Source organism: Rhizobium sp. BT03 (assembly GCF_030053155.1).
GTDB lineage: Bacteria > Pseudomonadota > Alphaproteobacteria > Rhizobiales > Rhizobiaceae > Rhizobium.
This window is the reverse complement of the sequence record NZ_CP125645.1, coordinates 111280-128279: the sequence shown is the minus strand read 5'-3', so window position 1 is coordinate 128279 and position 17000 is coordinate 111280. Positions and strand designations below refer to the sequence as shown.

Sequence of the window (17000 nt, the reverse complement as noted above, 5' to 3'; positions counted from 1 at the left end):
TCAGCATTCCTCCAGGACGACGATGATATCGCCGGCTTTGACGTTTCTCCCCGGCCCGGCGCGCAGGTCGCGGACGCGGCCTGCCGCATGGGCGGTGACGTTGATTTCCATTTTCATCGATTCGATGATGGCAAGCGTGTCGCCGGCCGCAACCGGGGCGCCCGGCTCGACCAGCAATTTCCAGATATTGCCGGGCACGGCGCTGGCAACGCCGAAGCATCCGTCGGGAATATCCGCGTCCGGATTCTCGCTCGTGCCTTCATCGGCGACGAAGCTGTCGAGCCCGGCTTCCTTCCAGTGCTGGCGCTCGGCATCGAAGGCCGCCTGCTGCGTCGCCTTGAAGCGGCCGATGGATGCCGCATTCGCCTGCAGCTCCTCATCATAGGCGGCATAGGAGAACTCCGTCTCTTCGATCCTGACAGGATAGCCGCCATGCGGGAAGGCGGCGCGCGCCTCCGTCAGCTCCTGATTGCTGACCGGAAAGAAACGGATCTGGTCGAAGAAGTTCAGGAGCCAGGGCTTGCCTTTGGCGAAGGCCGGCGTTTCCCGCCACGTGTTCCAGACCTGGATGGTCCGGCCGAAGAGCTGATAGCCGCCCGGTCCTTCCATGCCGTAGATGCACATATAGGCCCCGCCGATACCCACCGCATTTTCCGGTGTCCAGGTGCGGGCGGGATTGTATTTGGTCGTGACGAGACGATGGCGCGGGTCGATCGGGGTCGCAACCGGAGCGCCGAGATAGACGTCGCCGAGACCGAGAACGAAGTAGCTCGCATCGAAGACGATATTACGGACGGCCTGCTCGTCGGGAAGACCGTTGATCCGGCGGATGAACTCGATGTTATCGGGGCACCAGGGCGCATTTGGGCGGACGAGCTCCTGATACTTGCGCATGGCAAGCGCCGCGTCCGGATCGTTCCACGACAGTGGCAAGTGCACGATACGGCTCGGCACCTTGACATCCTGTGCTGCCGGCAGCCTTGTCTCGATCTCGGCGAGCAGCCCGAGCAGGCGCCGGCGCGTCAGCTGCGTGCCGTCATAATGGATCTGCAGCGAGCGGATGCCAGGCGTAAGATCGACGATACCGGGCAGGCGGGCCTCGGCGACAGCCTGCATCAGCAGATGGACGCGCAGCCGGAGCGCGATGTCGAGCGTCATCGGTCCATATTCGACGAGCAAATTGTCGTCGCCCTGACGGCGATAAACGACCGAGACCGGGCCGTCCTCGCTGGCGCCGACGATCGGCGAACCCGTCTCTTCCGCGGTCCGCCGCACCGCCGGACCGGCGATCGGGTCTTCCGGCCGGGCCACGGCATGAAAACGGATACGGTCGCCCGGCTTGAACTGCCCCATCTTCCATTGCTCGTCACGCGCGATCACCGCCGGGCAGACGAACCCGCCAAGGCTCGGGCCGTCAGGCCCGAGAATGATCGGCATATCGCCGGTGAAATCGATCGCGCCGACCGCATAGGCATTGTCATGCAGGTTGGAGGGGTGAAGCCCCGCCTCGCCACCGTCGCGGCGAGCCCAAAGCGGGGCGGGGCCGATGAGGCGCACCCCGGTGCGGGCGCTGTTGAAATGCACCTCGTAAGCTGCGGAGAACAGCGTCTCGATATCACTATTCTGAAAGAAATCCGGTGCGCCATGCGGACCGTAGACGACGCCGACATCCCATTCTCGGGACAAGGCGGCCGGCTCGGATGCAGGTTTGGCCGGTTCCACCGGCGCCTGCCGGGCGAAATGCAGCACATGCCCCGTCTTCAGCGTGCCGGTGGCGTTGCCGCCGAATTGGCCAAGGCCGAAAGTCGCCCGCGAGCCGAGCAAAACAGGCGCGGCAAAACCGCCGGCAACGGCGAGATAGGCGCGCTGTCCCGCCCCTTCGATCGCACCGACCGACAGCACCTGACCGGCCCGGATCAGGACCGGCTGGTCGTGGGGAAGCCTGACCCCATCGCATGTCATCGCCATCCGCGCGCCGGCAAGGGCGATCGTCTGGTCGGCATAAAATCGCAGCGTCGGACCGGAAACCGTCAGTTCCAGCGCGGCCGTCTCATCGGCATTGCCGACCAGCCGGTTGGCATGGCGGAAGGAGCGCTCGTCCATCGGCCCGCTCGGCGGCACGCCGACATGCCACAGGCCGAGCCGGCCCGGCAGCTCCTGAATGCTCGATTGCGCGCCGGGTGCGATAACCTCGACGATATCGGGAACGAAGACGAAGTCACGCAGCGCCGTCGTCGCCACCTTACCGCCGGCAAGCAGTTCGGAAGCGGCGATCGCCCTGAGATAATCGAGATTGGTTTCGATGCCGGATATCGCTGTCGCGGCAAGCGCTGCCTTCAGCTTCTCGATCGCCGCCGGCCGGTCCTCCGCCACCACGATCAGCTTGGCAAGCATCGGGTCGTAGAAGGGCGTCACCTCGGTTCCCGTCTCGATCCAGCCGTCGACACGGGCGTCGTTGGGAAAGACGACCTCGGTGAGCAGGCCGGCGCTCGGGCGGAAATCGGCATGCGGCATCTCGGCATAGATGCGGATTTCGATCGCCGCACCCTTCGGCGTCAGGTCGCTCGCGCCCGAGAGCACATCCTCGCCCGCCGCCTGCCGGATCATCCACTCGACGAGATCTATGCCGAAGACGGCTTCGGTGACGGGATGCTCGACCTGGAGGCGGGTATTGACCTCGAGGAAATAGAATTCCCCGCGCTGGGGGTCATAGATGAATTCGACGGTGCCGGCCGATTCATAGGAGACCAAGCTTCCCAAATCGACCGCCGCCTTGTGCAGCAGCGCCCGTGTTTCCGCGGACAGGCCGGGGGCAGGCGTTTCCTCGACGACCTTCTGGTTTCGCCTCTGCAGCGAGCAGTCGCGCTCTCCGAGCGCGATCACTCTGCCCTTGCCGTCGCCGAAGATCTGCACCTCGACATGGCGTGCTTCGGCAACGAAACGCTCGATGTAGACACGCGCGTCGCCGAAGCTGGCACGCGCCGTCCGCTGCACGCTTTCGAAAGAGGCCTTGAGACCGGCCGCATCGGCGCAGAGTTGCATGCCGATACCGCCGCCGCCCGCCGTGCTTTTCAGCATGACGGGATAACCGACGGTCTCGGCGGCCAGGAGCGCCTCTTCGAGACTTCGCAGCAGATCGGTGCCGGGCAGCAGCGGCACGCCGCTCGCTTTTGCCAATTCACGCGCCGTGTGCTTCAGGCCGAAAGCCGACAGATGCTTCGGCCGCGGGCCGATGAAAGCGATGCCTTCCGCGGCGAGCCGCTCGGCAAAGCCGATATTTTCCGAGAGGAAGCCATAGCCCGGATGCACAGCCTCGGCGCCCGTTGCCTTGCAGGCGGCGATGACGGCATCCACGTTGAGATAGCTTTCTCCAGCAGGCGCCGGGCCGAGGCGCACGGCTTCGTCAGCGTGCAGCGCCGGCTTCGAGAAGCGATCGGCATCGGAATAGACGGCAACCGAGGCGATGCCCATCCTCTTCAATGTCCGGATCACCCGGACGGCGATTTCGCCGCGATTGGCGATGAGAACCTTGGCGAACATCGATCAGTCCTCGCCGTCCCAGATCAGCACCCGGATCGGTGTCGGATCGAAGCCGTTGCAAGGATTGTTGACCTGCGGGCAGTTGGAGATGACGCAGAGCACGTCCATTTCAGCCACCAGTTCGACATAGTCGCCGGGCGCGGAAATGCCGTCGACGATGGTCATCTCGCCATTCGGCCTGATCGGGACATTCATGAAGAAATTGATGTTCGGCACGATGTCGCGCTTACTCATGCCGTGCCTGGTCACCTCGAGCACGAAATTGTCGCGGCAGGCATGCAGGTATTTCGTGCCATGGCCGAAGCGCACCGTGTTGCTTTCGCACGAGCAAGCGCCGGCGGAGGTATCGTGCCGGCCGCAGCTATCGGCCGTCATGACAAGCATGACGTTGCCCTCGTTCGAGATGATCTTCGTGCCGACGCCGATATAGGCGCCACCCTGCGCCCGCATCGTGTCCTGGTTGGAATAGCGCTCGGCAAAGTCACCGGCGCGATAAAACAGCGTGTCGATCGCCTGCTGGCCGTAGCTGTCTTCGATGCGGATCGTCTGACCCTTGCGCACGATGCCGGACCACGGCGCTTCGGCCGGGATGAAATGATCCTGCACCGCGTTTTCGAGGCTGCGTGAGGCTGAAGTCTTGATGAAATCGGTCATCTCCATCCCTCCTCAGGCCAGCATCGCGGCGTTGTTCTCGAAGCCGCGAAGGGCTTCAGCGGTCGCCGTGCGCGCGAGATCGTCGGCCGCGGGCGCACCTGCACGAAAGCGTGTCACGATCACCGGCTTCGGCGCATAAACTGGATCTGGATCGAGCGGATGCGGGCAATTGGAAAAGCCGACGATCATGTCCATCTCGGCGCGCAGTTCGGCATAATCGCCGTTGTTGGAAAACTTGCCGCGCCAGTGGAAGCCACCGTCGTCGTCGACCCGAACAGGGGCGAAAAGATTGAGAATCCCAGGGATGTCGCGCCTGGTGAGACCGAGCTTGCCGGCGACGAGCACGAGATTGTCGCGGGTGTTGCGGGTTTTGACGCCAGGATATTTTGCGGCGTTCGAGGCGGCCGTCGAGCCGCCCATCAGGCAGTCATGAGCACCGGAACTGTCCTCGATCAGCGAAAGCATCACCCGGCCCATATCCGAGAAGATGACGCGGCCCTTGCCGAGGGCGGTCGTCCACTGCACCTTGACCGTATCGACGAGATTGAGCCGCTCGCTCGTGTCAGCGGCGTTCCAGGCAACGAGCGCCACCGTCGATCCGCCTTCGCCCTGATCGATGCGGAGCGCTTCGCCGCGCTTCAGCGCGGTCGACCAGTACCAGCCGCCGGGAATGGTTTCCTGGTGGATGATCGCAGCCGCATCGATGGCGGGGGCGGGCAGGGGGCTCGGGGCCGGCAGGGCCTTCGGGGCGAATTCCAGCCCCTTCTTCTGATGTTCCTCGTAACGCTGCCGGTTGGCTGATATTTCTTCGGGCGAACGTCTGACATGCATCATGGCTTTTCTCCTGACGGACTGGAAGCCGGGTCGTCCCGGCGATGGCCCAGAGAAATGACCGGGCCGTCCCGGTCGGGGCTGAAGATGGACGGCGCGCCGGCGAGCCTGGGCGGCCAGATGGAAATGTCCTTGGTGATGGTCGCGCCGTAACGCTCCTTCTCCTCCGGCCGGTCACGGCGGCGCTCGAAGGCGACGACGCGCGTCGCCAGCGTGAAGGCCTCGCGCATATCGTGCGTCACCATGACGACGGTCATCTGGGTTTCGTGCCAGAGCCGTTTCATCAAGGTATGGATTTCGGCGCGAATGCCGGGGTCGAGCGCCCCGAAGGGCTCGTCGAGCAACAGCACTTTCGGCTTCATGAGCAGCGCCTGCGCCAGCGCCAGGCGCTGCTGCATGCCACCGGAAAGCTGTGCCGGGTATTTGTCCTCGGCGCCGGCAAGGCCGACTTCGCCGATCAACCGCCGCGCCTCGTCGACCGCGCTGTGGCGGGCAGCGCCGAAAAGCTTTGCCTTGTAGCGCGCCGTGGAAAATTCGCGGCCGAGCAGCACATTGCCGAGCACGGTCAGATGCGGAAAGACCGAGTAGCGTTGGAAAACGACGCCGCGATCCGGCCCCGGCTCAAGCGGCAGCGCTTCGCCGTCAAGCCGTATAGTGCCCCGCGTCGGCCGTTCCTGGCCAAGCAGCATGCGCAGGAATGTCGTCTTGCCGCAGCCGGACGGGCCGACTAGAGCGACGAAGGCGCGCGAGGCGACGGTCAGCGACACGTTCTCAAGCACGATCTGGTCGCCATATTCCTTCCAGACTCTTTCGATCACCAACTCGCTCATGCCTGCTTCTCCAGTTCCGACCAGGGGAAGAGAGCGATGCGGATGCGATCGAGGATGTAATTCATGACCACGGCGAGCAGGGTGATCCAGACGACATAGGGAAAGATCACGTCCATGGAGAGGTAGCGGCGCACGAGGAAGATACGGTAACCAAGGCCGGAATCCGACGAGATCGCTTCGGCCGCAATCAGGAACAGCCAGGCAGGACCGAGCTGAAGCCGGAGGCAGGTGATGAGCCGCGGCAGGATCTGCGGCAGCACGACGCGCAGGCCGATCTGCCAGGAAGAGCCCCCGAGCGTTTCAGCCTTGACGATCTGTTCGCGCGGCAGTTCCAGCGCCTTCAGCGCGAGGTCTCGGATCATAGTCGGCGCAACGCCGATCGCGATGAGCGCGATCTTGGAGGCTTCTCCAAGCCCCATGACGATGAAGAGAATCGGCAGCAGCGCCAGCGGCGGCACCATCGAGATGACGGCGACGAATGGGGAGAGCAGCGCCCTGAGATACGGCAGCATGCCGATCAGCATGCCGATGACGAGGGCAGTGACGGTGGAGATGCCGAGACCGGCAAACAGCCGCACCAGGCTCGCCGCCGTATCCGACCACAGCAGGTATTCGCCGGTGCGCGGATCGGCGACGAAGACCAGGCGATTGATCGCATCGGCGAAATCTGCGAAGCCCGGCAGCAGCTTGTCATTGGCGTTTTCCGCCAGTCGCGCCGCAGAGCCGAAAACATAGGCGACGATTAGCAGCACGAAGGGCAGCAGCGTCAAAGCAAGCTGCGCACCCCGGCTCGGCCTCGTGTTGATCCAACGCATGAGAGAAGCTCCGCTGATGAAGGATGGCGGCGTGGGCAAGCCACGCCGCTCTCGAAGATTGCTCAGAGCGAAGCGTCGGCGGCCGCCTTCATGTAGGTCTCGGTAAAGCGCAGCTTGACGTTGCCGCTGTCGCCGAGAACCTTGCCATCCGGCATTTCGATGCCGATCACGTCAGCGGACGGTGCGCCGCTGCCGAGCAGACCCTTTTCGAACAGGAAGGTGCGGACGAGATCCATCGTCTTCGGCAGGCTGCCCGACGCGGTAAAAGCAACCGCATCGGCCGGCTTGGCAAACAGCTTGGTGGCGGCAAGCTGGGATTCGAAGCCCTTGAGATCGGTGCCCGACGCCTGGCCCATCGCCTCGCGCGCGGCCTTGCCGTCGGCGCTGTCTGATGTCAGCAGCGCTGCCGTCTCATACCAGATGCCGGCAAGCGCCTTGCCGAAATTCGGGTTGTCTTTCAGCACACCGGTGTTGGCGACCATCAGGTCGATGATCTCGCCCGGCACCTGCGAACTGTCGAAAACCTTCTTGGCCGTGGGATCTTCGAGGATGGTCGAGACCAGCGGATTCCAGGTGACGACAGCCGTTACGTCAGCCGTTTTGTAGGCCGCAACCATATCGGCATCGGAGGTATTGACCACTTTGACGTCGCGCTCGGTCATCTTGATGCTTTCGAGCGCGCGGGCCAGCAGATAGTGCGAGACGGAGAATTCGACGAGATTGACGTTCTGGCCCTTGATGTCGGCAAGGCTCGCCTTGTCTTTCAGGATGACGGCGTCATTGCCGTTCGAGAAGTCGCCGACGATCACGGCTGTCGTATCGACGCCGCCGGCCGCCGGGATCGACAGGCCGTCCATGTTGGTCAGCGTCACGGCATCGAAGGCGCCGGCCGTATACTGGTTCATCGATTCGACGTAGTCGTTGAACTGGGTGACCTCGATCTTGATGCCGTATTTGTCGGCCCATTTCTTGACGATGCCGTGATCGGCCGCGTAACCCCACGGCATCCAGCCGACATAGATCGACCATGCGACCTTGAAATCGGTCTTCTGTTCGGCCTTCGCAATAGAGCCGAAGCCCAGGGCCAAGGATGCCGTCAGCGCGGTGATGGAAAGAAGCTTCGAAAAAGTCTGCATTGAAATTCCCCTTTTGCTTTTCGTCAAAAGGGATCGGCAATGACCATCGTGCCGCCAATCCCTTGGCTTACGAGGTCTCCCGGGCTTTTATCCCGCCGTGCACCCGGCGGGATGTCTCCCCCGCCGGTGGTAGCTCTCGGACCAGCCGCGCCCTGCGACGCCGGAACCCTAGCCACCAACTCTGCAACTATCGAAGCAAAGGGTGTGCCAAATTATAAATTGTTGAATTCATTGAGGGTGAACAGGATCCCTTTTCCCAGCAATCTGCATAGTGCATGCACTTGCACAGAAAATGTGCGCATTCTGCCGTCTCCTTAGGCGCCGACCCCCTCTGCTCAAAGGAAAGGCAAGCGGCCAGCAGAACACGTGGAATGCCGAATTGCGACACGTCCCCGATCTAGTTCCGGAAGGCGCCGGCTGGAACCGTCGTTACCAGCCGGATATCGCGGCGGAAATCCGATGGCGACATGCCGGCGATATGGCGGAAGGATTTGTTGAAGGCGCTGATCGAGCCGAAGCCGCTGTCCATCGCCACCTGCAGTACGTTGGCGCCTTCGCTCATCAGCATCGCCTGGGCGCGCGACAGCCTGAGCAGCGTCACATATTTGCTGAGCGTCATACCCGTCGATCGCTTGAACAGGTTCATCGCATATTTCGGATGCAGATCGGCGGCGCGGGCGATATCGACCGTATCGATGTCCTGCAGGAAATTGGCGGCGATGAAATCGCACATGCGCGCAACGCTGCGCGAGGAATTCGGATGCGGCTGATCGCCTTCAAGGCTCGCGACCGTCTTCGATGTCGTCATCGAATAGGGTTCGAGCGCAATGCGCTCGATGCGCAGCAGCAATTCGTCGACCGCGTGCTGGGCCTTGGCGGAATCGCCTGATTTGGAATAGCGGAACCAGCGGGCGAAATTCTCGTTGTCGGCGGCATCGGTCGCCGAGGTCAGCAGCGTCTCGCCCTTCATCAGCCGGCTGGAAATGCTGATCGGCAGACGCAGCCGGAAGAAATAAATGAGCGGCAGATGGGCGCCGGCATAGAGCGAATCATCCGAGGATTCGTCCATCTGATGCGGCTGGCCACCCCAGAAGAGGCACATTTCGCCGGCGTTCAGCCGAAATTCGTGGTCGCTCATCCGATAATGGACAGTGCCGCGCACGACGAAGTTGACCTCAACCTGCGCATGCCAGTGCGGCATGGCCATGACGAGCGGATGGTCATGAAACATCTGCAGCGCCGTCGGCGAACCCTCGATGCTGCTTGCGCCGGGCTGATAGATTGCACTCGTGCCGACCTTACTTTCCGCCAAATCCATGTTCCCTTTTTAGGAGACAGCCGCTCCCTTGCGGATAGTCTAACCGCGTTCGTGAAAAATCGGCAATTGAAAAGGGAGGATTTTCAATGCGCTTCAAACTTCTCGCTGCGACGGCAGCTGTCGCACTGCTTGCTTCCGGCTCCGCATTCGCTGAGTCGGCCAATCTCACCATCTGGAGCTGGAATGTCGCCGCATCGGCGTTGAAGTCCACGCTTCCAGGCTTCAACAAACAGTTTCCCGATATCAAGATCACCGTCGAGGACCTCGGCAACAGCCAGGTCTTCGACAAGACGCTGGCTGCCTGCGCCGCCGGCGGCGACGGCCTGCCCGACATCGTCAGCATCGAGAATTTCGAGGCTGAAATCTTCTGGAGCCGTTTCCCGGATTGCTTCGCCAATCTGAAGGAACTCGGCTACACCCCCGAGATCCAGGCGAAATTCCCTGACTTCAAGCGCACCGAGCTCGAAGTCGGCGATGTCGCCTATGCCATGCCGTGGGATTCCGGCCCTGTCGCCGTCTTCTACCGCCGCGATCTCTATGAAAAGGCCGGCGTCGATCCGAGCACCATCAGCACCTGGGACGATTTCATCGCCGCCGGCAAGAAGATTTCCGCCGCCAATCCCGGCGTCGTCATGGCCCAGGCCGACTTCAACGGCGACAGCGAATGGTTTCGCATGATCGCCAACGAACAGGGCTGCGGCTATTACTCGACCGATGGCCAGAATATCACCATCAACCAGCCGGCCTGCGTCGCCTCGCTGCAAAAGGTGAAGGAAATGAAGGATGCCGGCACGCTGACGGCAGCCAACTGGGACGAAAAGATCCAGGCCAATACCGCCGGCAAGGCCGCAAGCCAGCTCTATGGCGGCTGGTACGAAGGCACCGTGCGCTCGACCTCGCCCGACCTCAAGGGCAAGTGGGGCGTCTACAGGATGCCGAGCCTGACGGCCGACGGCCCGCATGCGGCCAATCTCGGCGGTTCGTCGCTCGCCATTTCGGCGACCTCGGCAAACAAGGAAGCCGCCTGGAAATTCGTCAACTACGCCCTCGGCACCAATGAAGGCCAGATCACCATGCTGAAGGAATTCGGCCTGGTGCCGTCGCTGCTCTCGGCTGAGAAGGACCCCTTCATCAGCGAACCGCAGCCCTATTGGGGCGGCCAGAAGGTCTGGGCCGATATCCTGGCGACGCTGCCGAAGATCGTGCCGAGCCGCGGCACCGCCTTCCAGAGCGATGCCGAGGCCATCTTCAAGGCAACACAGACGAAATTCTTCGCCGGCGGTTATCCGGACGCGAAGGCAGCCCTCGACGATGCCGCCAAGCAGATCGCTTCGGCGACCGGGCTTCCCGTGGCGCAATGAATGACGATGCCGGGCGCTTCGGCGCCCGGCTTTCTCCCGCCTTGCAAGGCGGCCGGTCATTCGTTCGTGAGGAGGAGGCTCGATGCCGTTCAGAACCCGGAGCGCCTATGCGTTCCTTGCCCCCTATCTGCTGGTCTTTGCCACCTTCTGGGTCTGGCCGATCATCAATTCGTTCCTGATTTCCTTTCAGAACACCCGCATCAACCCGTGGAAATACAGTTTCCAGGCCAATTGGGGCAGGCTCTTCTACGACCCGGCCTTTTACAACGCTCTTTATAACACGCTGATCATCCTGGTGATCCAGGTGCCGGTCATGATCGCGCTTGCGACCGTCATGGCCGTGATGCTCAATTCGCCGCTCTTGAAAGCGCGTCCGCTTTTCCGTTTCGCCTTCTTTGCGCCCGTCGTCGTCGGCGAGGTCGCCTATGCCGCCGTGTTCCGGCTGATGTTCAGCCTCGATTTCGGCATCATCAACAAGCTGATCTCCGCCGTCGGCCTCAGCCCGGTGTCCTGGTTCGACAATGCCAATGCCGCCATGGCGCTGATCATTCTCGCCGTCACATGGCGCTGGGCCGGCTATAACGCCATCATCATTCTTGCCGGCCTGCAGTCGATTCCCGATGACGTTTACGAGGCGGCGACGCTCGACCGGGTGAGCAAGGTCCAGCAGTTCTTTCATATCACCCTGCCGCTTCTCAAACCGATCATCCTCTTCTGTGTGGTGCTTTCGGTGATCGGCACCATGCAGCTCTTCACCGAGCCCTTCCTGATCACCAATCGTGGCGGCCCCGGCGGCGGCACGGAGACGCTCGGCCTGCTGCTTTATCGCCAGGGCTTCACCTCGCTGAACTTCGGCTATGCCTCGGCGATCGCCTATACGATGGCTGCGCTTGCCGTGGCGATCTCGCTTCTCAATCTCTGGGTCGGGAGGGATCCGAAATGAAATCCAAATCGCAATCCCTTCTGCTGCGTCAGATCGCGTTGCATGCCGCACTGGCGCCGCTTGCGATAATCTGGCTGTTTCCGCTCTGGATGATGTTCGTCTTCTCCACAATGCCCGACAACGGCATCTTCAGCCCTGACATCGTGCTGTGGCCATCGACCAACTTCGTAGAGAATTTCAAGAACCTGCAGGCCGATACCGATTTCATCGGGGCCATGGTGATCTCCATCGGCGTGGCGCTCATCTATACGGTGCTCTCGGTGCTGCTGACTTCGATGGCCGGCTGGGCACTGGCACGTTACCGTTTCGTCGGCCGCTCCGTCGTCATCGCCATCATCCTCGGCACGATCACGCTTCCCTTCTCCGTGGTCGTCATCCCGCAATTCATCATGGTGGCCCGCGAATTCAAGCTGGCAAACACCTGGGTGGCGCTGATCGTGCCGCCGCTGTTCAATTCGCTCGGCGTGCTGTTCATGCGGCAATCCTTCTCGATGATGCCGGGCGAGCTTTTCGATGCGGCCCGGGTCGAAGGCGTCAAGGAATGGCAGATCTTCCTGCGCATCGCCTTGCCGCTGGCGCGCCCGACCATGGCGGCATTGGCGATCATTCTCTTCCTGCACTCGTGGAACAATTACCTCTGGCCGCTGCTGATCAATTCCAGACCGGGGATGATGACGGCACCGGTGGCATTGGGAACGCTGATCGGCCTCACCAAGGTCTCCTGGGGCGGCATTATGGCCGGCGCGGTGCTGCTGACGGCGCCGATCCTCGTCGTCTTCGTGGCTCTTCAGCGCCATTTCATCGCCGGCATCGCGGCCGGCGCAATTAAATAATCGGGAGGCCGCATGGCAGAGCTTTCACTCAGCAATATCGTCAAGCGCTTCGGCGGCTTTGAGATCATCCATGGCGCCGATCTGGAGGTGAAGGATGGCGAATTCGTCGTCTTCGTCGGTCCCTCCGGCTGCGGCAAGTCCACGCTGCTGCGCATGATCGCCGGTCTCGAGGACATCACCTCAGGCGAGCTGCGGATCGGCGGCAGGGTCGTCAACGACGTCGAACCGGCCGATCGCGGCATCGCCATGGTCTTCCAGTCCTATGCGCTCTATCCGCACCTCACCGTCGAGGAAAATCTGAGCTTCGGTCTGCGGATGAACGGCAACCCGAAGGCCGATACCGAACGGCGTGTGCGCCACGTCGCCGAGATCCTGCAGATCACCGAGCTGATGAAGCGGCGGCCGAAGCAGCTTTCCGGCGGCCAGCGCCAACGCGTCGCAATCGGCCGCGCCATCGTCCGCGAACCGGAGGTCTTCCTGTTCGACGAGCCTCTGTCGAACCTCGACGCCGAACTGCGCGTGCAGATGCGCGTCGAAATCTCCAGGCTGCACAAGCAGCTCGGCACGACGATGATCTACGTCACCCACGACCAGACGGAAGCGATGACGCTCGCCGACCGGATCGTCGTGCTGCGCGCCGGCAATATCGAACAGATCGGCGCCCCGCTCGACCTTTACGACGACCCCGCCAACCAGTTCGTCGCCGGCTTCGTCGGCTCGCCGAAGATGAATTTCCTGAAAGCCGTCGTAGTCGAGACGCAGCCGGGCAGGGCGGTGATCGCGCTGGAAAGCGACGCCAATATGCGCCTGCCGCTGCCCGTCACCGAACCCATCGAATCCGGCACGAAGGTGACGCTCGGCATCCGTCCCGAACATTTCGTCGATGCCGGCATGGGCGATGCCGATCTCACCGTCGCCATCGACGTCGCCGAGCATCTCGGCAACACCAGCTACATCTATGCCGCCCTCGGCGGCGAGCAGTTGATCATCGAACGGCCGGAATCGCGCACAACAGGCAATCGCGAGACACTGACCGTCGGCCTTCCCGCACGCCACACATTCCTTTTCGACGGCGCCGGCAAACGGCTTCGCTAAACCCCTCCCAAGGCAGAAAGACGAAAGAGGTTTCCATGACTTCCGATCAACCGATCCGCTGGGGCATCATCGGCCCCGGCACCATCGCCCGCACCTTTGCAGACGGCGTCGCCCATTCACGCACCGGCAAATTGGTGGCGATCGCCACCCGCAATCCCTCCAAGCCGGGACTTGCCGAAAACTTCCCCGGCGCCCGCATCGTCAATGGCTATGAAGCGCTGCTTTCCGATCCCGAGGTCGATGCGGTCTATATTTCCGTGCCCCATACCGGCCATGCCGAATGGGCGATCAAGGCCGCGCGCGCCGGCAAGCATATCCTGGTGGAAAAGCCGATCGCGCTTTCGGCCTATGATGCCGAAGCCGTTTATTACGAGGCCAAGAAGGCCGGCGTCTTTGCCGGCGAGGCCTTCATGTACCGCGTGCATCCGCAGACGGAAAAGCTGGTCGAGCTCATCAAGAGCGGCGTCATCGGCACACCGCGCATCATTCGCTCCAGCTTCGGCTTCAACATGGGCAGCTACAGGCCGGAACACCGGCTGTTCGCCAACGATACCGCCGGCGGCGGCATTCTCGATGTCGGCGGCTACCCGGTCTCGATGGCGCGGCTGATCGCGGGCGCTGCGGAAGGCAAGGCCTTCCTCGAACCGGAGAAGGTGTCTGGTGTCGCCCATCTCGGCGAGAGCGGCGTCGATGAATGGGCGTCGGCCGTGCTCAAATTTCCGAACGAGATCATCGCCGAAGTCTCCTGCTCGATCATGGCGCAGCAGGACAATGTGCTGCGCATCATCGGCTCCGAAGGCCGGATCGAAGTCGCCGACTTCTGGTTCGCCTCCGGCCATAAGGGCGGCGTCGGCAAGATCGAGATCTTCAAGGGCGGCAAGCAGGAAACCGTCGAGATCAAGGAAGATCGCTGGCTCTATTCCTTCGAGGCCGATGCGGCGGGCGATGCCATTCGCGCCGGCAGAACCGAGTTCAGCGCTCCGGGCATGAGCTGGGTGGATTCGATCGGAAACCTGCGCGTGCTCGACCAGTGGCGCGCCTCGGTCGGCCTCGAATACGGCGTCGAGAAGGCGGCAAAGCGCACGGCCAACATTGCCGGCGGTGCGGTCACGCGCGGCAACAGCATTCCGCAGCGGCAGATTCCCGGCATTTCCAAGCCGGCCTCGGTCGTCACACTCGGCTTCGAATTCTTCCCGAACTTCGCCGCCGCCTCGCTGACGCTCGACGCCTTCTACGAGGCCGGCGGCAATGCCTTCGATACGGCCTTTGTCTATGGCGCCGGCAAGACGGAGGCGATCTTCGGCGACTGGCACACGAGCCGCAAGGTGCCGCGCGAGGAGATCGTGCTGATCGGCAAGGGCGCGCATTCGCCCCTCTGCTATCCCGACATGATTGCCAAGCAGCTCGATCAATCGCTCGCCCGGCTGAAGACCGATTATGTCGACATCTATTTCATGCATCGCGACAATACCGACGTGCCCGTCGGCGAGTTTGTCGATGCCATGGATGCCGAGGTCAAGCGCGGCCGCATCCGCGGCATCTTCGGCGGCTCGAACTGGACGCGGGCGCGTTTCGACGAGGCGATCGCCTATGCCGAAAAATCAGGCAAGGCAGCGCCGGCCGCGCTCTCCAACAACTTCTCGCTTGCCGAGATGCTCGATCCGATCTGGGCCGGCTGCGTCGCCGCCTCCGATGACGGTTGGAAGACGTGGCTGAACGAGAGGCAGATCCCGAACTTCGCCTGGTCGAGCCAGGGCCGCGGCTTCTTCACCGACCGCGCCGGCCGCGACAAGAAGGATGACGAGGAGATCGTTCGGGTCTGGTATTCCGAGCGCAATTTCGGACGCCGCGACCGTGCCATCGAGCTTGCCAACAAGCTCGGCCGCAATCCGATCCACATCGCGCTCGCCTATGTGATCGCCCAGCCCTTCCCGGTCATCCCGCTGATCGGGCCGCGCACCGTTGCCGAGCTGGAAGACAGCCTCTCGGCGCTCGATATCAAGCTGACGCCCGATCAGGTGAAATGGCTGGAAGGCTGATAAATAGAAGAAAGGGCGCGGCTCGAAGCCGCGCCCTTTCCGAGGGGCCGGCCACATCAAGAAGCTGGCTGTCGGGGAAGGTCAGGATTTCGATACGGCGAGGGTTATTTGGCATAAACCGAGGGGTGATTCGCCAATCATAGTTCCACTAGGATTGGGAAAGTCAATCAGGAGTTTCCCCATGCCGCATTCTTGCGGAATCCTCGTCTTCCCCGATGTTCAACAACTCGATCTCACCGGCCCTTACGAGGTCTTCGCCTCGGCTGAAGGAACAGAGGTTCATCTGATCTGGAAGGATTTGCAGCCCGTTCTGGCCTCTACCCGACTGTCTTTGACGCCGACCACGACCTTTGCGGAATGCCCGCCACTCGACGTTCTCTGTATTCCGGGCGGAAGCGGTATCAACGCGCTGTTGCTCGACGAAATGGTGCTCGCTTTTGTTCGGCAGCGGGCGGCGAAGGCGCGCTACATCACATCCGTCTGCACTGGCGCGCTGGTGCTGGGAGCGGGGTTGCTCAAGGGCAAACGCGCGACGACCCCACTGGAATGCGCTCGATTTCCTGCCTCGCTTTGGCGCCACGCCTGTCGAGGAGCGTGTCGTTCAGGATGGCAATCTGATCACCGCAGGCGGTGTAACCTCGGGCATCGATTTCGGATTGTCCGTGATTGCTGCGCTTTTCGGACGAACAGAAGCAGAAATAATCCAGCTCGCACTGGAATAAACTCCTGCACCGCCATTTTCTTCCGGCACGCCAAAGGAAGCATCACCGAAAGTGTTGGAGGATACCAAGCACCGTCTTGTTGCATCGCGCGTCGCGCGCGAGAGGATATTGTCTCGATTGTCGGGAGATATTTGAATGCGAAATTATCGACTTGCTGCGCTGAAAATGCTGGCGTCGGACATCGCAGACATGCGTTCAGCATCCCCCGTCCGGATCGCAATTGATGGGCGAACGGCATCGGGGAAGACAACGCTGGCGAACGAACTGGCCGCGTTAATTCAAGGTAGGGAGGTTATTCGTACTTCTGTCGACGGCTTCCATAGACCGCAGTCGGAACGTTATGCACGCGGACGGTATTCCGCTGAAGGCTATTACCATGACGCTCGTGACCTTCAGGCTATCAATACACTTCTCCTCGCTCCTTTGGGCCCACTTGGCGATCGCCGATATCGCACAGCCTCGTTCGATCTCGACACTGACCAGCCTATTGAACAGGAGGCACAATTGGCATCGGCGAATGCCATTCTCATCGTCGACGGCACATTTCTCCAGCGGCCCGAACTCTGCAACGGATGGGATCTGACGATCTTCGTCGAAACTTCGGAACTTGTTTCGGAGGAGAGAGGTATCAACAGGGATGCAAGCCGTCTCGGAGGCGTAGAGACCGCTCGCCTCCTCTATGCAGAACGGTATCGACCAGCCTTTGATATCTACCAACGCTTCAGCTTACCGGCTTCAACTGCATACGTGATTTTCAACAATGACGACTTTGAACATCCTCGAATTGAGTGCCGGCAAAATGGCAGATTGAGGGCCGCTTCTCTCACAAATCGCTGAGCAGCGAACCTCGGGTCGAGCCAGAATCGCCCTTTCTGCTTCGTTA

The 17000-nt window shown here is 61.9% G+C and carries 13 protein-coding genes, 1 pseudogene and 1 riboswitch; of the genes and pseudogenes, 7 read left to right on the top strand and 7 right to left on the bottom strand.

Features of this window, described 5'->3' with window-relative positions; all coding sequences use genetic code 11:
• The 7 genes from uca to QMO80_RS31660 all read right to left on the bottom strand — a co-directional run bounded on the left by uca (position 1) and on the right by QMO80_RS31660 (position 9124).
• A complete protein-coding gene (gene uca, locus QMO80_RS31690) occupies positions 1-3540 on the bottom strand; it encodes an urea carboxylase (protein WP_283201761.1) in 3540 nt (1179 codons plus the stop codon).
• 3 nt (positions 3541-3543) lie between these two features.
• Positions 3544-4194, bottom strand: a complete 651-nt coding sequence (locus tag QMO80_RS31685) for an urea amidolyase associated protein UAAP2 (protein WP_283201760.1) — start codon at positions 4192-4194, stop codon at positions 3544-3546.
• 12 nt (positions 4195-4206) lie between these two features.
• Positions 4207-5028 carry an urea amidolyase associated protein UAAP1 gene (locus QMO80_RS31680; RefSeq protein ID WP_283201759.1) on the bottom strand — a complete coding sequence of 274 codons (822 nt, stop codon included), beginning with the start codon at positions 5026-5028 and terminating at the stop codon, positions 4207-4209.
• Positions 5025-5855: an ABC transporter ATP-binding protein gene (locus QMO80_RS31675; RefSeq protein WP_283201758.1), complete on the bottom strand. Its 831-nt coding sequence runs from the start codon at positions 5853-5855 to the stop codon at positions 5025-5027. Before QMO80_RS31675 ends, QMO80_RS31680 begins: the two co-directional genes overlap by 4 nt.
• A complete protein-coding gene (locus QMO80_RS31670; protein ID WP_283201757.1) occupies positions 5852-6670 on the bottom strand; it encodes an ABC transporter permease in 819 nt (272 codons plus the stop codon). Before QMO80_RS31670 ends, QMO80_RS31675 begins: the two co-directional genes overlap by 4 nt.
• A 62-nt stretch (positions 6671-6732) precedes the next feature.
• Positions 6733-7806, bottom strand: coding sequence for a putative urea ABC transporter substrate-binding protein (locus QMO80_RS31665; RefSeq protein ID WP_283201756.1), 1074 nt, complete (start codon positions 7804-7806; stop codon positions 6733-6735).
• 74 nt (positions 7807-7880) lie between these two features.
• A riboswitch (guanidine-I (ykkC/yxkD leader) is annotated at positions 7881-7989 on the bottom strand.
• A gap of 214 nt (positions 7990-8203) precedes the next feature.
• Positions 8204-9124, bottom strand: a complete 921-nt coding sequence (locus QMO80_RS31660) for a helix-turn-helix domain-containing protein (protein ID WP_283201755.1) — start codon at positions 9122-9124, stop codon at positions 8204-8206.
• 86 nt (positions 9125-9210) lie between these two features.
• On the opposite strand from QMO80_RS31660, the gene QMO80_RS31655 reads away from it, so the two are divergent.
• The 7 genes and pseudogenes from QMO80_RS31655 to QMO80_RS31625 all read left to right on the top strand — a co-directional run bounded on the left by QMO80_RS31655 (position 9211) and on the right by QMO80_RS31625 (position 16954).
• Entirely contained in the window at positions 9211-10485 is a 1275-nt protein-coding gene (locus tag QMO80_RS31655; RefSeq protein WP_283201754.1) for an extracellular solute-binding protein, read from the top strand.
• Positions 10486-10567: 82 nt separating this feature from the next.
• Complete coding sequence (locus tag QMO80_RS31650; RefSeq protein WP_129416998.1) at positions 10568-11428, top strand: carbohydrate ABC transporter permease; 861 nt, start codon at positions 10568-10570, stop codon at positions 11426-11428.
• Positions 11425-12261 (top strand): carbohydrate ABC transporter permease, encoded by an 837-nt coding sequence (locus QMO80_RS31645; protein ID WP_283201753.1) that lies wholly within the window; start codon positions 11425-11427, stop codon positions 12259-12261. The genes QMO80_RS31650 and QMO80_RS31645 overlap by 4 nt, the downstream gene beginning before the upstream one ends.
• A 12-nt stretch (positions 12262-12273) precedes the next feature.
• On the top strand, positions 12274-13356 hold the full coding sequence (locus tag QMO80_RS31640) for an ABC transporter ATP-binding protein (RefSeq protein ID WP_283201752.1): 1083 nt from the start codon (positions 12274-12276) through the stop codon (positions 13354-13356).
• Between the two features lie 35 nt (positions 13357-13391).
• Positions 13392-15395, top strand: a complete 2004-nt coding sequence (locus QMO80_RS31635) for an aldo/keto reductase (RefSeq protein WP_283201751.1) — start codon at positions 13392-13394, stop codon at positions 15393-15395.
• A gap of 181 nt (positions 15396-15576) precedes the next feature.
• A pseudogene (locus QMO80_RS31630) lies at positions 15577-16252 on the top strand (DJ-1/PfpI family protein).
• Complete coding sequence (locus tag QMO80_RS31625) at positions 16253-16954, top strand: uridylate kinase (protein WP_283201750.1); 702 nt, start codon at positions 16253-16255, stop codon at positions 16952-16954. It abuts the pseudogene before it with no gap.
• The last annotated feature ends 46 nt before the right edge of the window (positions 16955-17000 follow it).

Excerpts from the sequence above, each read along its gene's own strand:
- uca (WP_283201761.1), bottom strand. The coding sequence starts at position 3,540 with ATGTTCGCCAAGGTTCTCATCGCCAATCGCGGCGAAATCGCCGTCCGG.
- QMO80_RS31685 (WP_283201760.1), bottom strand. The coding sequence starts at position 4,194 with ATGACCGATTTCATCAAGACTTCAGCCTCACGCAGCCTCGAAAACGCG.
- QMO80_RS31680 (WP_283201759.1), bottom strand. The coding sequence starts at position 5,028 with ATGATGCATGTCAGACGTTCGCCCGAAGAAATATCAGCCAACCGGCAG.
- QMO80_RS31675 (WP_283201758.1), bottom strand. The coding sequence starts at position 5,855 with ATGAGCGAGTTGGTGATCGAAAGAGTCTGGAAGGAATATGGCGACCAG.
- QMO80_RS31670 (WP_283201757.1), bottom strand. The coding sequence starts at position 6,670 with ATGCGTTGGATCAACACGAGGCCGAGCCGGGGTGCGCAGCTTGCTTTG.
- QMO80_RS31665 (WP_283201756.1), bottom strand. The coding sequence starts at position 7,806 with ATGCAGACTTTTTCGAAGCTTCTTTCCATCACCGCGCTGACGGCATCC.
- QMO80_RS31660 (WP_283201755.1), bottom strand. The coding sequence starts at position 9,124 with ATGGATTTGGCGGAAAGTAAGGTCGGCACGAGTGCAATCTATCAGCCC.
- QMO80_RS31655 (WP_283201754.1), top strand. The coding sequence starts at position 9,211 with ATGCGCTTCAAACTTCTCGCTGCGACGGCAGCTGTCGCACTGCTTGCT.
- QMO80_RS31650 (WP_129416998.1), top strand. The coding sequence starts at position 10,568 with ATGCCGTTCAGAACCCGGAGCGCCTATGCGTTCCTTGCCCCCTATCTG.
- QMO80_RS31645 (WP_283201753.1), top strand. The coding sequence starts at position 11,425 with ATGAAATCCAAATCGCAATCCCTTCTGCTGCGTCAGATCGCGTTGCAT.
- QMO80_RS31640 (WP_283201752.1), top strand. The coding sequence starts at position 12,274 with ATGGCAGAGCTTTCACTCAGCAATATCGTCAAGCGCTTCGGCGGCTTT.
- QMO80_RS31635 (WP_283201751.1), top strand. The coding sequence starts at position 13,392 with ATGACTTCCGATCAACCGATCCGCTGGGGCATCATCGGCCCCGGCACC.
- QMO80_RS31625 (WP_283201750.1), top strand. The coding sequence starts at position 16,253 with ATGCGAAATTATCGACTTGCTGCGCTGAAAATGCTGGCGTCGGACATC.